The following is an 18,123-nucleotide window of genomic DNA, read 5'->3' on the forward strand; positions in this document are numbered from 1 at the left end:
TCTATAAATGATGGTTATTCTTCGTAAACACTGTTGCTATTTTCACAGGGAACGAAGTAGTTGATTTCCACTCCAGGACGCTCGCTTTCCGCGGGGCGCGCGGTGAGCCTCCTCGGCGCAAGCGCCTGTGGGGTCTCACCTGTCCCGCTATTCCCGCAGGAGTCGACCGTCCTTCCGTTCCAATCAACTTTCTTAGATACGGTTGTACAGAATCCTTATTTAAACAACGTTCTGAGTATGTGTCTGAAATCCCTTACAATGTAGTTATAACACAGAAACCACAAGGTCTTTTGTACATCCAGCGTACAATTGTACAGAATGAAAGCCTTATCATGAGTGAGGTAGATAAAAGAGTATAGCAATCAGTGATATAATGAATGATAAACAATGAAACGGTTTACAAAGGAGTATTCTATGGGGAAAGTATTGGATCGATTTTCTTCCCATATCGGGGAGCTTACATACGCAGAAAAACATGTCCTTTATTATGTAGAGGAGAATTTGGAGACAGCGAAGAATCAATCGCTGACCGCCATGGCCGAAAGCAATAGCGTCAGTACCACTACGATCATTCGTATGTGTCATAAGCTTGGGCTCGGGGGCTTCTCTGAATTCAAGTTTAACCTAAAGAGTATCGAGGAAAACGTGGGGCCAGGTGAAAACATGCTCGAGCGTTATCGCCAGGATACGAATCGAACACTTGAGTCTTTACGGGTGGAAGAATTGGAAAGAATCAGCGAACAGCTTTTACAAGCAAATCGGGTGATGATTGTAGCCGTGGGGTTAACGAAGATGGCGGGAGAATACTTTAGCAAACTGTTTATGCAGGTTAACAAGCCAACGTCATACGTGTATGAATCACATATCATCGACTTGCTCCCCAATATGGTTCAGCAGGACGATCTCATCGTCTTCATCTCATCCAGTGGAGAGACAAAGACCATCGTCGGGGCAGCTGAGAAGATCCGTTATAAGAATGCCGACTCCCTGGCGATCACCAATTCAGCAGACAGCACACTGGCCAAGCTCACCCGGAACGCCATCAGCGCCGATGTACAAAAAGTACAGTTTGCGGGGTATGATTTGACGCCACGATCTACGATGGTGATCTTGATTGATTTGATTTTTGAATTTTACTTGAAGAAAGTGATGAAGTGATCATTAAACAAGTGTTTAGTTGGATTCTTCCTATTGCTTAGGGGTTTCCAATGATTAATCAAACGTTTGTTTAAATCCATACAAGGAAGGATACGTATTCAAAAAAGTACTCGAATACATAATAAACATGAAAGCTTCAATAACCTCAATTATTCCTAATGTCGTGGAAAAGCTTATAAAACGTAAAAGACCTCAACAACTTCTCTCATTCGTTAAGGTCTTTTCAGCAACTTCCCCCTATTTATTTACATGTTCTTAGTACACCTTCCCTGGCTAAAAACATCGATCCCATCACTCCCTGATTGTCATTCAATTCAGGAGGCACAATATACTGTTCAAAGTCGTCAATATTGACATATTGATTTAGTAGTTTTGCTACTTCCCCTCGAATGAGTGGGTATAAAATGTTTTGCTTCATGACTCCGCCACCCAAAATGATTTTTTCTGGAGCGAGGATTAAGATGTAGTTTACGATGGCTTGGGCAAGGTAGTAGGCCTCAAGTTCCCAAACTACTTGCATCTCTTCCAGCTCGTCCCCTTTCTTTCCGTATCGGGTATGTATAGCCGTACCAGAAGCCAGGCCTTCTAAACAATCCCGATGATAGTGACAGCTGCCTTCAAAAGAATCTTCTGAGTGCCTGGGTACATAAATATGGCCCATTTCGGTATTGAAGAGCCCCTTTGACACTTTACCATTTTGAACAAATCCCGCCCCAATCCCCGTTCCGACGGTTATATATAAACAACTGTCGGACTCCTGTGCAGCTCCTGAATGAAATTCCCCCAATGCCGCTGCATTCACATCTGTATCAACATAAACAGGAACAGAAAAGTGACCTGAGAGGGCTTGATAGATATTGAAATTCTTCCAAAGTTGTTTAGGTGTATTTAATAGTTGTCCAAAATTGTTTCTATTCTTATTTAATTCTATCGGCCCAAAACAGCCTACTCCAATCGAAGTTAAAGCGTATTTGGAAAAGTATGAGTAGACGTTCCCTAATGTTGTCTCAGGATCTTGAGTAGGAAAGACCGTCTTACTTATGATTTCCCCCTTCTCATTTCCCATGGCACAAACAAATTTCGTTCCACCGGCTTCTATTGCACCATATAACATGAATCTCCCTCCAATTGAAAGAAGGGTTCCAACTTGTCTGAACCCTTCCCTTCAAATTATTATCCATTGTTGCTAATCGTGTAATGATATAAAGGAGAGGTGTCCCCCCGCGCTCCTATTGTTCCTTCTTCCACTCGTCATATTGCTTTTGAATTTCATCCAATACTTTCTGCATGCCGGCTTCGTTTAGCTTTTTATTGAAAGCCGGTAAGTATTCTTCAGGATCTACAGCACCTTTTAATAATGCAGGAGAGAATTCACTTGTAACATTCGAGATTGCTGCAATTTCTGTTCTAACCGGATTAGAGTCAAAATAGAAACCAAGTGCCGGAGACGATTTTGCGCTTTCATTGAATCTTTCAAATGCCTCCCATTTGTCTGCCGGATCATCTTCGTAAAGCTTTAGGATCAGCTGATTCCCGATTGCAAAGCTCGGCATGTTATAGTTTTCAACACGAGCAGGTAAGTCTTTAATCGTTCCATCTTCGTTCTCTTCATAGTGAACCCCTTCGATTCCTTTATCAAGCAAGTTCCTTAAATATTCGTCGGAGTTTAATAGATTCAAAAACATCATGGCTCTTTCAGGATGTTTTGAGGTAGCTGAAATGGCTTGCATGGAACCTGTCACTGAGTTATTGAAGATATATGGTTCATGAAGTTCTCTAGTTACGATTTCATATCCTGCTGATCTGGACCAGATGTCTTCTGCATATGGCTGATAAATCTCTTTACGGACGAACCAGTTAGCCGTTTCCAGGGGCCATGAGTCTGTGCTTGTTGCTGCATCTTTTTGGATGTAGCCTTTTTTATAGTATTCATGCATCGTTTTTAACGTTTCCATCGTAACATCTTCTTCGTATTTGTTCACAACCTCATCAGTGTTTCCATCTAAACGGAATGCAAATGGTAACTCCTCTTGAAGGATGGAGTCGAACGGAAGATACGCATCAAATGTTGCAATAGGTGTTACATTCTTTTCTTTTTCTTTAATAACAGCCAGCAACGGCTCTAGATCTTCAATTGAGTTCACTTTTGAAATATCCAGTCCATGTTTTTTTACCAGTTCATTATTAAAGGAAAGGACGGCTTGCTGACCTACTTCTTTATTAGTTGGTACTGCATAAAGTTCCCCATCAATCTTAGCGCCTTCAAGGAATGCCGGGTCAATTAGCTTCTTCATGTCTTTCCCGTATTCATCCATTAAGTCACTCAATCCAACAAATGCTCCCCTTCTTGCATTTAATGCGTAATTGTTGGCCCATGAGCTTGTGAAGGCAATATCATACTCTTCTCCAGAAGTTGTGATAACCTGCATCCGATCATTATACTCTCCCCAATCCAGAAGTTTAAGGTCGATAGAGGTGTTGATCTTTTCCTTCGTGTACTTGTTTACCTCTTTCATGACATCTTCAACATCTTTTTGAGGTGTTCCGATTAAATACCAGGTCAGAGTAACATGATCCTCCGTGGAGTCACCTGATGTTTCCCCGCTTGAACTTTTCCCGCTACATGCTGCCAATATCCCCATAAGCAGCACCAATACAAGTGAAAGTACCCCTACTTTTTTCATTTCCATCCCCCAGTTCGTTTAATTGATTTGGTTCTATCAAAAAAGGAATTGCGTTCCTTCAATGAATACGATCAATCTTTTACTCCTCCAATAGTCAGCCCTTTTATAAAGTACTTTTGAAAGAAAGGATACGATAAAGCAATTGGAAGAGTGGCAATAACCACCATCGCCATTCTAGCTGAATCTTGCGGAATTGATTCTAAGATTGAACTGTTTTGATTCGATAGCATGGCATTCTGTTTAATAAAGTCCATATTGTTCTCAATCCGCATTAATAGCGATTGCAATGGTATCAAGTTCGGATCGTCAATGAAAAGGAGAGCGTTAAACCAATCGTTCCAATATGCAAGGGTATTGAATAGTGCAATGGTTGCTATACCTGGAACAGATAACGGCAGAACAATGGTTAGAAATATTCTCCACTCTCCAGCTCCGTCGATGCGGGCGGACTCAAGTATTGCCTCAGGTACGGATCGTAGGAAAAACGTTCTCATGATTATGATATAGAAAGCATTAACAGCCATTGGAAGAATTAAAGCCCACATCGAATTCTTCAAATCCAGAAATTGTGTCATCACGATGTAGAATGGAACCATTCCTCCGCTAAATAGCATCGTGAAAAAAGCGATAAATGTAAATTGCTTTCTGAATATAAACTGCTTTCTTGATATAGCATAGGCATACAATGCAATGACCGTCACACTGATGAAAGTACCTAATACTGTAACCAAAATGGTTACTCCATAAGCTCTCACCACCTGTGCTTTCATTTCCCATAAATACTTATATGCTTCCAAACTCCACTGTTCCGGAATAAGTTGATAACCATTTTCCGCTAATGATTGTTCATTACTAAGCGAAATGATAATCACATATAAAAATGGAAATATACATAGAAAGGCAAAGGTACCAAGCAATAGATGCATAAAGATGCTCGTCTTACCTGAGAATCCATAAGGGTTATACGTTTTTTTCTTCGATTGTTTCTTATCCGCTTCCTTCTGGTAACTCGTCGTGACATTAGTGGATGTTTCCATCTAGTACTCTCCTTTCTCTCTAAGGTATTTTCTTAGAACAAGGCATTATCTTCATCAATCTTTCTCACAACATAGTTAGTTATTAGAATTAATATAAATCCAACGGTTGCTTGGTATAAACCAGCTGCTGTACTCATTCCTATATCCCCCATTGTCATCAATCCCCGGTAAACATAGGTATCGATAACATTTGTTACAGAGTAAAGAGGTCCCGAGTCACGAGGGATTTGATAGAACAATCCGAAATCGGCGCTGAAGATGCTGCCAATATTCAGTATCGTTAATATCACAATGAGTGGCATGATCATAGGAATGGTAACGTGACGAATCTGCTGCCACTTATTTGCTCCATCAATCATTGCCGCTTCATAATGCGTCCTATCAATACCGACAATGGCAGCAAGATACACAATACTGCTAAACCCTACACCTTTCCACTGGCTAATAACTGTGATGAAATAAGGCCAATATTTTGGTTCGTTATACCACGAAACGGGCTCTATATTAAAGAAGCCCAACACACTATTAAATAATCCCTTGTCTACACTAAGAAAGGCGAATACAAAGTAACTAACTACCACCCACGATAAGAAATGAGGAAACAACATTCCAGTCTGATAGATTTTGGCTAATTTCTGCTTCGTTATTTCACTTAATATAATGGCTACGGCTACGGATAATATCAATCCGACTATGATAAAGAGGATGTTATAGAGTAGGGTATTTCTCGTTATGACAAACGCATCATTTGTACTGAACAAGAATCTGAAATTTTCAAATCCCACCCATTCACTGTGAAATACGCTGGCAAAAAAGCCATCCGGATGAAACCGAAAGTTCTTAAATGCAATGATCTGCCCAAACATGGGAATATATTTCATGACGATGAGCCATATAAACCCTGGTAAAATCATTAATAGCCATATTCGGTTATCGTACACATTTTTAACAAATCGATTGACTCTGCTCATGTTTCTCCTCCCTTCTAATCTCTATAATTCAATTATATGAAAACCCTTACATGATAAAAAGTTGAGATACCTTAGATTTACTGGTCAAAATAAATACAATCATTGGAATTGACTCTATTTTTAGGAAACTATCAAAAAAAGCCTCTTAAACGAAGAGACTTTTTCTCATGCTTGTGAGTGTTGTTTTCTCCACTCAGATGGGGTTGCATGTTCGTATTTTTTAAATTGCTTATAGAAATAAGTAGCATCCGTATAACCTACTTTTTTGCCGATATGCCCCGCTTTTTCATGTGAATTCATTAAAAGTTTCTTAGCCCGGTCAATTCTCAGGTGGTTCAGATATTTGGTGAAGGAGTCTTTGACTTCCTTTTGAAATAATTGTCCTAAATAGATAGGATTGATGTGAAAACGATGGCCGAGTGTTTTCAAGGACATGTCTTCTGAGTAGTTCTGATGGATATAGGTAAGAACCGTTTGAATGATCGGACTCTTCTTCTCTTCTCCACTCTCATCATGTTCTATGTACCTTATGCATTGATCCATGATGGCAAGGGCGTCTTCATTACCTTGAAGGTACAGAATTTGATGGATTAATTGAACGTATTGAGAATACTCCAAGGAAATCAGAAACTTGTTTTTCATCTGAAAGAAGTATTCAAGCATGATGCTTTTTATAACGAATACGTCTTTATCCTGTTCTAGCTGAGTGAAGATTCCACTTAAATAATTGCGTACAGTATCATATTCCTGATTGGCTAAGTGCTCCAGAATATCTGGTTTCAGGTAGTTAATCGTCTGCTTTTCGGATGTTGACGATTTCAAGTGCATTTCCTCTGCTATACGATGATCTTGACCCGGTAGCAGCATCTTCAATTCACACGCCATTTCTAACTCCCGGTATACCTTCTCGGCATCTTCGATGAAATCTACCCTTCTACTCATGACAACAACGTGTTCTCTCCCGTTGCATTCATGCTCAACAATCGAGGAGACTTCCGCTTTCTCCTCTTCAAAAGACTCCTCAGACCAAATGAGGAGAATATCCCCCGAAGGTGTAGTGATCGCCAATGTACTAGTTTCTTCCTCGATCGTTTTCTGCAGGTGTATCGCTTCTTCCAATTCTGTTTTTAACAAACCTAGACGAAGAGGTGTTTGAATATTGACCATTGGGTAAAACGAGATTCTTTCTTTAAAATCATTCTCCGTCATTTTTCTCATCAGCCATCTCCAAATGGAGTGATCGCGGAGAATAAGGATAGACTCTTCTTCTAGTGTTATCCGATCTATTTTTTCCTTCAAGTGAAGGATGGTAGACAAGAGCTCATCTTCATTAATGGGCTTTAATAAATAATTTTCAATACCAAGTTTCAGGCCTTTTTTCACCAAGTCGAACTCTTGAAAACCTGAAAGAATAATGGACTTAATCGATTCTTTTTCCTTGCTTATCCTCTCTATCAACTCAAGGCCGGTTAGCTCAGGCATTTTAATATCAGTAATTAATACATCAAATTCAATTTCCCTGGACAGTTCTAATGCTTCCAAGCCATTCTTCGCTGTAGCCACAATGGTAAATCCAATGTCTTCCCAATCAAGTATATACTTCAACCCTTCTAGAATAAGCGGTTCATCGTCTACCAGCATAACTCTTATCACTTACTACACCTCATTTATTATTGGTAATTTAACCGTGACGGAAGTTTTGACATTAGGTACACTCCGTATCTCCACACCATAATCGGAACCATACTTTAATTGAATACGCCTGTGAACATTTCCCAGGCCGATTGAATCGGAAGTTCCTTCTTCCTGTTTCAATCTTGACTTGATGTCTTCCAACTTTTTATATTCAATGCCACTTCCATTGTCTTCAATTTCTAGGATAAGTCTATCGTTCTGCTCATAAATGGTGACCGTTAATTGGTTGGTTTCGCTATCTCTCCTGAAGCCATGCAATAAGAAGTTTTCAATCAAAGGCTGTAATATAAACGAAGGCATATAGTAGTCCCTGATTTTTTCTTCTACATCAAAGTTGTCGATTAACTGGTTTTGAAATCGTATTTTAAATAATTCAATATATTGTTGTGCATGGTTGATTTCGTTCTCAACCGTGACTAAGTCTACTGTTTTCAACGAGTATCGAAATAACTGAGCTAATTGGACAATCATTTTGGCAGATGTTCGTCCACCCTCGGCTAATGATTTCATTCGTATGGCTTCCAGTGTGTTGTATAAGAAATGAGGATTAATCTGTGCTTGAAGATTCGCCAATTCAGCTTCTCTTTGTTTCAGCTTGGATAGGTAGACTCTATCTATGTAATCATTTAAATCATCCAATGTTTTATTAATAGTATGGGAGATATCTGTAAGATCATCATCTACATTGGCTGTTATAATTCGTGCCGATAAGTTTCCTTCTTGTACTTCCTTCATCTTATTAAGAATTTCATCAACTCGTTTAGAGTATCCTCGTAATGCTATGTAAGGAAGGGCAATAGACAAAACCGTTAACAATACAATAATAGACAAAATCGTTAATTTATACGTAAGGAGCTGAGCCATTTCCTTCTCTGAAATTACGGCAGTGATCATGAGCTGACTCGTGGGCTCGATGGAGGATTGAATATAATAGCGCTCATCGAAATTCACTTTTTTTTGAACGGCACTATAAGATAAGTCCTTAAGAAGTCTTTCAGGAGCATTCCCATTAGAATAATAGAGTTGTTTGTTCCTATCTGTGATAAAAAAGGATCCCTTGGAGGGGGTATCTTTCAATGATAATAACCTATCTAAATTTTCATAACTGAAATAGACCATTACTTTTCCCAATCGATCCATAGAAACGGGATCGTTTATTTGTTCTTCCACGACATACATATCCTTAGGCACGTCATACATATCCTTAGGAAGGGGGTGGTTTTCTACCATAAAGCCAGTGTCTTCTTTAGATTGATTATTTTGATTCCACCTACCATGATCGAACAGATACACATATTCTGTTCCTAAACTTTCATTTCGAACCAGCAATGCGATGGACTCAGAATCTCTAGAGAAATAGTTCTTTACATAAATATCGAAATTATAAGGAACAAAGGAATCACTGCTCGAGAATTTATCTAAACGATACCCAATATATTCTTGGTAGTCATGCTGTAAAGCAAAAGCCAAATCTTCAATTAACCGTTCTTCTTGGTAAAGCTGACGAATACCTTGACTAACGAATTGATGCTTGGCATGTATTTCAGATTTGATTTCATCGATAACCGCTTCTTGTCTATCAATTTCACGTTGAACGATAAAGTCAGAATAATATTCTGATAGAAAAACAAATAAGGTGGACATTGTAAGGAAAATGATGAGGGAATAAGTTAAAAACACCCTATAAAACATTCTCTTGCTTATTCGTTTGAAAAATAGGAACGCTTTCATTTTTGAATCCCCTAACGTAAGGTAAAAGGGGGAACAGAAGCTCAGAAGCACCTGTTCCCTGTCCTTCACCTGCGATTCTATCAAATTGGCAAATCTGAGGTGCTGTCCGGATGATCCAACCTGTAATATTCTTTTTGAGTATAAACTTGGTTCAGTCTAGGGACGCTCAGAGTTCTATCCCTTTATGACGATTTCAATCGTCTTGATTTCATAAGGATCGAATGTTAAACATAATGGGTTTTTGTTAAAATCCGTGATGTTTTCATCTTCCATGAGGTTCACTTCCCGCCATGCATCTACCGGCAATGAGCTGGTGATGGTGACGGACGAGCGTGCACCTTCCATTTCATGAAGACGGACAATCAGGGATTCACGGTCTTCCGCTTTTTTCACCGTGTCGATGATGACGCCATGACCGGAAATAGACAGAAGGGGTTCTTGGAACCCGGATTGGGTTTCTCCCCGGACGATCCGAAGCGGTGCGTTCAGGTAAGTGGCTTCCCGTTCTATATCATGCTTAGACGTCTGTCCAGCAAAAGGATAGAGTGAATAGACGAAGTGATGATGCCCTATATCAGCCTTGGGATCTGGATATACGGGGCCTTTTAGTAAGGAAAGGCCCAGGACATTATCTTTAATAGAGTAGCCATACTTACTATCGTTCATCAAACTGATCCCATAATAAGGTTCGGTGAGTGCAGCCCATTTATGTCCCACCGACTCGAATCTTGCCATATCCCAAGAAGTGTTCCAGTGGGTTGGACGTTTGACGTTCCCGAACTGGATATCGTAAATGGCTTCGGTGGATCGGATGGCAACTGGAAACTCCACTTTGAGAAGCTGCTGTCTGGCCGACCAATTAATATCCGTCTCGAAGTCGATGCGTTTTGTATGAGAATAACAATGGATTCTCTGGAAAATTTCCATTTGTGGAGTTTTCCATGTAAATGCTACGGTTGTTTTTAAAGGTCCATTTTCAAGTATAGTACACTCCTCGAGTAAATCAATAGGAGTCGATTTCTCCACATAATAAAGGTCAATGTCCCAGGCATCGTGGGCTAGTGGCTTGTCTTCATAGAGTTTCAGCACATTGCCTGTTGCTCCAGCCTGAATCATCTCCCGTCCCTCTTCTTTATCGTAAAGACTTGTGATGTGACCATTTGCATTCCATCGGATGCGATAAACCGGTGTTTCCCATTTTCTTTCATCCAGGTCAATGTTACTCAACGTCTCCTTTTCCTTGCCCTTCCTCCCTGTCAAACAGATCGTTTGGTAAGAGAATGGTCTCGCTTCAGGCACAAGGACGAGGGTATCACCATTGGACAGAGACTGGGTCTCGACCTCTAACCCATCCAGCTCATAAACTCCATTGGATTCAGGCACGGTGACCAGAACCGGTGATGTATATTGATGTGGATGAAGAAAGGACCAATGATGATCTCCATACAAGATATGATTCTCTTGAGTGGTTATAATCGTATCCTTGATTCCAGACGCTTTTTCATAATCTTGGTGGGCATCCTCATATACTTCCGTGATCGAAGAACCCGGGATGATGTCGTGGAATTGATTTAGTAGAATCATCTTCCAACCCGTTTCAAGGAGTGCCTGGGGATATTGATCCCATCCATTCACAGCACTGTTCCAGGAAGAGAGAAGTTCCGCTTCACGGTACCCGTATTCAAGCTTCCGATTCGTCTCTTTCATCTTGGCATGGCTTGTGTAGGTACCTCTGTGATACTCCAAATATAATTCCCCGTCCCACGTATGGGTGTACTGATCAGTTTTCCCCACGGTATCATGAAGCTTCTCGAAATAGGTCTGGGCATTGACGGACTTAACGGACGGCATGCTTGGAACGGTGTCGAGATGGCGCTTCATTTCGATCATTTCACGATTGACGCCGCCACCTCCGTCTCCGTATCCATATGCCAGGAGCAGTTCTTTATTCAAGTCTTTATCACGGTACTTTTCCCAAATGCCTTTAACGGTTTCAGCCGTGACCAGCCCGTTATACGTATAGAACCATGAGTCGGCAGGTCTTCCCGGCTCAGGCGTCGTAATAAAATGGGTCAGAATTTCGGAACCGTCAATTCCTCTCCACTGGAACGTATCGTGGGGCATCCGGTTGTATTGATTCCAACTGATTTTCGTCGTCATGAACGTATCAATGCCAGATTTCCTTAATATTTGGGGGAGGGACCAGCTGTAGCCGAATACATCAGGAAGCCATAATGTCCGGGTCTTCTTATTGAACTCTTTCTCAAAAAACCTTTTACCATATAAAAGCTGACGTACAAAGGATTCCCCGGATGGAATGTTACAATCGGCTTCCACCCACATGGAGCCCTCCACCTCCCACTGACCGTCCGCAACCTTCGCTTTGATCGCTGCGTACAATTCCGGATCTTCCTCCTTCACCCATTCGTAAAGTTGAGGCTGACTTTGCAGGAAAGTGTAGTCAGGATAAAGTTCCATCAATCTAAGTACTGTGTAGAACGTCCTCCTTGCCTTTTCCTTCGTATGTTTTGTACGCCACAGCCAGGCAAGATCGATATGGGAATGACCGGTGGCATGAATGGTTATATCCGAGTGCTTAGGAAGGTTATTCATTTCATGTAATAGTACAGAACGAGCAGCATAAAGACTTTGATAAAAGGCATCATTACCTCTGTCCGACCAGTCGATCTCACGGAATGCCCGGTTGAGGATGGTCAATACGATGGAACGGTTAGGGTCGTGCTCATCTTGCTGTTTAATAGAATCCAGTATCGCTTTGGATTTGAAATACAACTCATCCACTTTCTCATCCAAGTATCCCCACCAGGCTTCCTTCAACCGGTAATACTGGTTAGCAGGCTGACCGCCCCCCTCTAGGCCGGACCAAAGCTGAATGGAAATATCGAGGGAGTCCTCTGCAGGCAGTATGACTTCTTTATGATTGGAGTCGACCCCCTGGAACGGCTTCCCATTCACATAGAGGAGGGACTCGAATCCTGAGTTATTCCCTCCTCCGGTCCTTCCGAGATCGAGGTAGAGGACAGCCTTCTTTCCTTCCCATTCTTCCGGGATAGAAATAAACGCATTCAGCCATAGATATTTGTCCCTTCCTGACCAGGTATCGTTTACTTTCATCTTTTGATCTGAATATCCTTCAGGGAAAATGTTCTCTTTTCCTTTTATAGGCTCATAAAGATTGAAAGAGTCGATGACCCTTATATCCCGGTAACGCAGGCGATCCAACTCGTTCACTCGGTTTTCTAGCTTTTGGATAGGATAAAACATATGGATCCTCCATTCAAGAGTTTTTACTGATAAGTGCCAATGGACTTTCGGGTACGAAGATCCCGACTTCACTTAGAATAAATTCACTAAACATGGAATTGGCCCACGCAAACCAAGAACGAGTGAACTCTTCCGGACGATCGGCATCGAATCCTTCGTGCATGTAAAGGGTGGATGCGTGTGTATTCTTGAACATCTCGAGGATCTTTGCCTTTTCTTCTTGAGAAGTCGCCGTCATTCCCTGGATGGCCAGGCCGATGTGCCAGATGTAATGATCAGGTGTGTGGGGACTTCCGATTCCTTCCGCCTTTTTCCCTTCATAGAAGTAAGGATTGTGGCGACTTAGAATGAACTTCCGGGTATTTAAATACGTTTCATCATTAGGATCTGTATATCCTAGGTACGGGATGGCCAAAAGGCTTGGTACGTTGGCATCATCCATCAGATTGTACCGCCCGTCCCCATCGGTTTCGTAAGCATAGATTTCCCCGAAGACCGGATGGTTCACTTTAGCGAATGTCTCGATACCCTTCTTGATTTCAACAGAAAGCTGCTCCATTTGACCGGCGAGCTCGTCCTCCTTCATTTCCTCAAGCATTTCCTTCGCATATCCCAGTACCACAACAGCGAACATATTGGCAGGCACAAGATATCCATACAAACACGCGTCATCACTAGGACGGAATCCCGACCAAGTCATACCTGTCTTCACGGAGTATCCACCTTTCCCCTCCCTTAGAAGAGTATCCGATACGCGGCAGTTCTCCCGTTCAAAGAGATACGGAGAGTCAGCCTCGTGATCCTGCTCCACTTTCCATACATCATGGATGACCGTCAGCACTTCCTTTAGCTGGTCATTCAATACGCTCTCGTCACCTGTCGCCTTCCAATAAAGGTACGTCAATTGAATCGGATAGCACAGGGAGTCCACTTCATATTTACGTTCCCAGATCCAAGGGGTCATCTCCGTACGGTCAGCCTGATGTCCTTGATTGTCAGCCGTTTGGTTGAAGGCATTCGCATAAGGATCCAGAAGAATGTATTTCCATTGGCGTTCGATGACCCCTTTCAGCATTGCGGCAATTTCCGCATCTTCTTTCGCGAGAGTCAAATACGGGCGAACCTGAGCGGACGAATCCCTGAGCCACATGGCCGGGATGTCCCCTGTTATCACAAAGGTTCCATCCTTATCCTTTTTCAAAGTCGTTTGGTACGTATTCAAGAAGCAATTTTCGAATAATTCATAGACTTCCGGATCATGGATATAGGCCGACTTCACTTTATTCATAATCGTTTGAAAAGACGCTGGTACTACTTTTTCACTCATGATATTCACTCCTCGTCAGTTTGAATTAAAACAGTAATAATTTCTTTGGGTCGGATGGTCCGCTCCACGTTTCCGTGTCCTAGACATTCTTTCTTTTCTTCTAGAATCGTAGAAAGATAGACTTCATCTCCCTCTACACTCAGTTCCTGTGGTTCATCCGTCGGGTTAAACCACCTGACAATGATTCCTATTCCTTCTTCCGCAGGCTTGCATGCTGTCAAGGCTAAAGCATCACCCGACCATTTGAATAGACTGACAGTCTTTTCATTTCTTCCTTCACCTTGTTCTACTTGAACAACAGTCGGATTCAAAGGATAGTGATAGGCTTCATTGAAAGCACGTGAATCAATGACATTTCCTTGATGGGGGATCACTATAAATTCTGCTTTATTTAGACCAAGGCACTGTGCTTCCGGTGTTTCAAACACCCCCCAATCCCCGAGCTCCCCGACGGATCGGAGCAGTGTGACCGCAATCGATTTTCCGTCCACGATTTCATATTCATGAAGACCCTTCCCAGCAATCGTCAACCCCTTCTCATGGTCATCGAGGCTGACAAACCTTTGCATATGGTGATCGAACGTCGGATTGATCCACTGGCTTTCCGGTTTATTTGGACGCTTTACCACTTCAAAAACACTATCGGCAAAGTGATACAGATTCCCTTTTCCAACAGGAAACAACGCACGCAAGCGATGGTCTTTTGCTTGATTGTCTATTGTCACTTCGACCTTCAGCCCTTTAGAACCCTTTTCGAGGATGAGCAAGGTTTTAAAGGTTAGCAACACTTCTTCCTCATGTCGTCCCGCTTTACGCTCAGGGTGCCAGACCAGGTCCTGCCGCTCTAATTCCAATTGTTCATCGGCTTGCTTCGGGACAGAAATCTTGGACTCAATCTCAATGGATGCACGATATGGGTTATTTTCTACAAGGTTCACGGAAGAGGCTTGCTGCTCCGTTGTGTAGACAATACCGTCATTACTTGCTTTGAACATATACTCGTTTCCGATATCCCCCATGTCTTCATACATTCCAAGGCTTTCATATTGATAGCCCGTTTGTTTGTCCAAGATTGAATAGGATCCATTCTCATGAACGGTCACACAGATATGCTCGTTTTCAAGCTTTTGTTCTGATTGGTGCCACATAAGGTTTTCCTCATGAGGCGTACCTTCACCAGGCACTAAATAACACGTTTCATAGCCAATATGAATAGGGGATTCTATTGCAAATGTTATTTCTATTTCCTTCGCATAATAAGGTTTTCTGAATCCATCTCCCGGGAGGTCGTAACCGAATGAGATGCCCTTTTCTTTCACATGAACAGGTATCGTCGTTCCATCCCCTCTCTCTAACACAAAAGAAGGGAGTGGGGTGCTCTTTAACTTACCGGGAATCTGACGAAAATCCAATTCATCAAAATAGATTTTCTGAACCATCACTTTTTCTCGAATGACCTGAGTAGAAGGTTTTCCATCCGTGTAAAACAGGATAAGTGGAATCGCTTCAGGGTTATGATGTGTCGTAGAGATACCGGATGCAATCTCACGCGCTTGCTCCGTAACATATCTCAAAGCCCCTTTCTCAACCTTATCGAAACGTGTCTCCATTTCCCGGTGAACGCCATCTACACTGCACCCACAAATACTGTCATGAGGATGATTCTCCATAAGCATCTTCCAATAAAATTCCGCAAAATCACGGTGAAGTCTTTTGTCTTCTACCAGGAGCCCCATCGGCTCAAATACTCTTTCCAATAGAGCCTGACAGCGGTCGTTCGCCTGCTTTAAATAGATTCTCGCAGAAGCTGTGTTCACAAGTGTCGACCATCCATCCGTTTTTTGGTTCCTGAGTTCTCCACGAATGGTTTGAAGCTCATCCGGCAGTTCTTTTTTCACCTCATCTATATATTCTTTGAAACTTGAGTGCTTGAATGTGACATTCGGAATGAGATCATTTGCCGTCGCGATAGCTTGTACAATATCTTTTTGCAGAGGTTGATGATCACAACCATTCATAAATAATAATCGGGAAGTAGAAGCAAACTTCTCAGCATCTGCAAGTTTCTTTTTCCAAAAGGCTTCAGCCTCCGCTTTACCGGCGGGAATTTCATTTCCATTGGAATACCAATTGGCGAATAAAATCCCTAATACATTCGAGCCATCAGGAGCTTCCCACTTCATTTCTGAATAAGGGGAAGAGAATTCATCACCGTGATGAACCTGATTATTAAACCCTGTCGGTGTCACCCCTCTTCCGAAGGCTGCAACATCTATATGGGCTTGTTGTAATAATTGCGGTGCCTGTCCATAAATGCCGAACGTATCAGGAAAATACCCCAGCGTACCTTCTTGCCCAAGTTTCTTCGTATCTTTCATCCCATAAAGCAAATTCCTTACATTCGCTTCAGAACTTGTAAGAAATGCATCCTGCAAGATATACCATGGACCGATGATCAAACGTCCTTCACGAATATATCGTTTGACTTCTTCTCCTTTATCAGGACGGACCTGCAAATAGTCATCCACCATAATCGTCTGTCCATCCAGGTGAAAACTGTGGAAACCCGGATCTTGTGCCAATTGCTCTAATAAATCATCAAACAGCTTTACTAAGTAATAACGGTGTTCTTCAAGTGACATATACCATTCCCGATCCCAATGAGAATGGGAAATAATATGAGCAGTTTTGTTCTCCATCATGACTCTCCTCCAATCATTTTCACTTGTAATTCTGTATAGCGATTCATCGATACTTTCATCACCCAATAGGCTGGCATGACACCTAAGGCAAAGGGAATTAGCCCAGGCATTTGATAAATCAGGTAACCTACCATCGTTAAGCCGATGGAGAGGATAAGATTCTGTTTGAAGCTGATGATCGTAATAATAAATGGCTGGTACAGGTAACGCCTAAAAGACTGGTCAAAATGAACGTAATAGGGGAATAAATATAGAAATGAAAATACATACAGAATTAGTATGAATAAAATGAGCATCGTGCTGAATAAAGCGATGATACCTTTTAGTTGAGTCACAAGATAAAGATCAACCCATAAGAATAGACCAACACTTGAATAGATCCAGCCCAGACCGTTAACCTTCCAAAAATTCTTTTTGTAATATTGATGGTATTCTTTGAAGAAAGGTTCATCCCGTCCACCTTTCAACCACTTTCTAGTAATGGCAAATAAAGAAACGGTTGCAGGGAAAATCCCAAGGACAACACCCCCAATTACAATATGTAAAATCCAAAAAAGATTAAGCTGAATCGTCTTCCAAATCCAAAGGCTCGCTTCTGTAAATAATCCGCCTAATCGACTAAACATGAAGATCACCCTTTCTGTATTCTGCCAACCACACATAAGCAGCTCCAACCAATTGAGCTTCATCCAGATAGTGACACAAAGAAATGGAAGGACGTACCTTAGCAATAGGCTTTGAATCCACTATCTTGTCCATTCTGGATTCCAGCTCCGCTAAAAAATCAGGCTGTCTGGTAATTCCTCCCCCTACCAAAATCTTCTCAGGATCCAATATGTACTGGATGTTGAAGATTCCGATCGCCAGAGTATAAAAAAAGGAATCTAATGATTTCTGAGCTCCTTCATGGTTCTTCCCGGCTTGTTCAAATACCAGCGGCCCTGTCCATCCATCGTCATAAGGGGCTTGATGCTTCAGCCTTCTTGAAATGGCAGAGGACGAACCCAACTCACTCCATGTCTCATAAACATTTTCATGAATGTCACTTGCTAAAATCGAGTATCCGAATTCGCCGCCATGAAGATTGGCTCCCTTGAAGAGTTTCTTGTTAATGACAAGAGCCCCACCTATTCCCGTACCACATACGATACAGGCGAAAGTTTCACTTTCTCTTGCCGCCCCCTTCCAAAGCTCTGAAAGGGCAGCGCAATTGGCATCATTCTCCATTGCAACCGGCAAACGATATCTCTTTCCGAGCAACTGCTTGACATTATGCTCATGAACAAATGGCACAGCACTATATCCTAAGACATTCCCTGCATCCGTCACACTTCCCGGACTACTAATGGTTATGCCAATCAAGGAATAATTCTTGTTCATGCGCTTATAATACTGATCGATCATGTCACTAAATTCATCGATTGATTGAGGGGTTGATGCTTCTTCTTTCTCAACTAACTGACCTGTAATAGAAACCAGCGCAAGCTTAATGTAGGTGCCGCCTATATCAATGGTTAATATAAACTCCATATC

Annotated in this window: 12 protein-coding genes; 1 reads left to right on the forward strand and 11 read right to left on the reverse strand. The window is 41.8% G+C overall.

The window, feature by feature from the left end; genetic code table 11:
* Positions 1-414 precede the first annotated feature (414 nt).
* Complete coding sequence (locus tag F0342_RS03620; protein ID WP_149154677.1) at positions 415-1,158, forward strand: MurR/RpiR family transcriptional regulator; 744 nt, start codon at positions 415-417, stop codon at positions 1,156-1,158.
* 241 nt (positions 1,159-1,399) lie between these two features.
* Here F0342_RS03620 and F0342_RS03625 read toward each other — a convergent pair whose 3' ends face one another.
* The 11 genes from F0342_RS03625 to F0342_RS03675 form a co-directional block, all read right to left on the reverse strand.
* Positions 1,400-2,272 (reverse strand): ROK family protein, encoded by an 873-nt coding sequence (locus F0342_RS03625; RefSeq protein WP_149154678.1) that lies wholly within the window; start codon positions 2,270-2,272, stop codon positions 1,400-1,402.
* Positions 2,273-2,387: 115 nt separating this feature from the next.
* Positions 2,388-3,842: an ABC transporter substrate-binding protein gene (locus tag F0342_RS03630; RefSeq protein WP_395940658.1), complete on the reverse strand. Its 1,455-nt coding sequence runs from the start codon at positions 3,840-3,842 to the stop codon at positions 2,388-2,390.
* 71 nt (positions 3,843-3,913) lie between these two features.
* Positions 3,914-4,879 (reverse strand): carbohydrate ABC transporter permease, encoded by a 966-nt coding sequence (locus tag F0342_RS03635; protein ID WP_149154680.1) that lies wholly within the window; start codon positions 4,877-4,879, stop codon positions 3,914-3,916.
* A 32-nt stretch (positions 4,880-4,911) separates the two neighbouring features.
* Positions 4,912-5,850, reverse strand: a complete 939-nt coding sequence (locus F0342_RS03640) for an ABC transporter permease (protein WP_149154681.1) — start codon at positions 5,848-5,850, stop codon at positions 4,912-4,914.
* 165 nt (positions 5,851-6,015) lie between these two features.
* The gene (locus F0342_RS03645) at positions 6,016-7,503 is read right to left on the reverse strand and encodes a response regulator transcription factor (protein ID WP_149154682.1); all 1,488 of its coding nucleotides are present in this window, start codon (positions 7,501-7,503) and stop codon (positions 6,016-6,018) included.
* A gap of 3 nt (positions 7,504-7,506) precedes the next feature.
* Positions 7,507-9,189 (reverse strand): sensor histidine kinase, encoded by a 1,683-nt coding sequence (locus tag F0342_RS03650; RefSeq protein WP_188048391.1) that lies wholly within the window; start codon positions 9,187-9,189, stop codon positions 7,507-7,509.
* A 261-nt stretch (positions 9,190-9,450) separates the two neighbouring features.
* The gene (locus F0342_RS03655; protein ID WP_149154684.1) at positions 9,451-12,561 is read right to left on the reverse strand and encodes an alpha-mannosidase; all 3,111 of its coding nucleotides are present in this window, start codon (positions 12,559-12,561) and stop codon (positions 9,451-9,453) included.
* A gap of 13 nt (positions 12,562-12,574) precedes the next feature.
* A complete protein-coding gene (locus tag F0342_RS03660) occupies positions 12,575-13,888 on the reverse strand; it encodes a glycoside hydrolase family 125 protein (protein WP_149154685.1) in 1,314 nt (437 codons plus the stop codon).
* 5 nt (positions 13,889-13,893) lie between these two features.
* Positions 13,894-16,590, reverse strand: coding sequence for an alpha-mannosidase (locus F0342_RS03665; RefSeq protein ID WP_149154686.1), 2,697 nt, complete (start codon positions 16,588-16,590; stop codon positions 13,894-13,896).
* Complete coding sequence (locus tag F0342_RS03670; protein ID WP_188048392.1) at positions 16,587-17,216, reverse strand: YesL family protein; 630 nt, start codon at positions 17,214-17,216, stop codon at positions 16,587-16,589. The genes F0342_RS03665 and F0342_RS03670 overlap by 4 nt, the downstream gene beginning before the upstream one ends.
* Positions 17,209-18,120, reverse strand: coding sequence for an ROK family protein (locus tag F0342_RS03675; protein ID WP_149154688.1), 912 nt, complete (start codon positions 18,118-18,120; stop codon positions 17,209-17,211). Before F0342_RS03675 ends, F0342_RS03670 begins: the two co-directional genes overlap by 8 nt.
* Positions 18,121-18,123 lie beyond the last annotated feature (3 nt).

Origin of the sequence: Bacillus sp. CH30_1T (assembly GCF_008364765.1) — a bacterium.
GTDB lineage: Bacteria > Bacillota > Bacilli > Bacillales > Bacillaceae_B > Rossellomorea.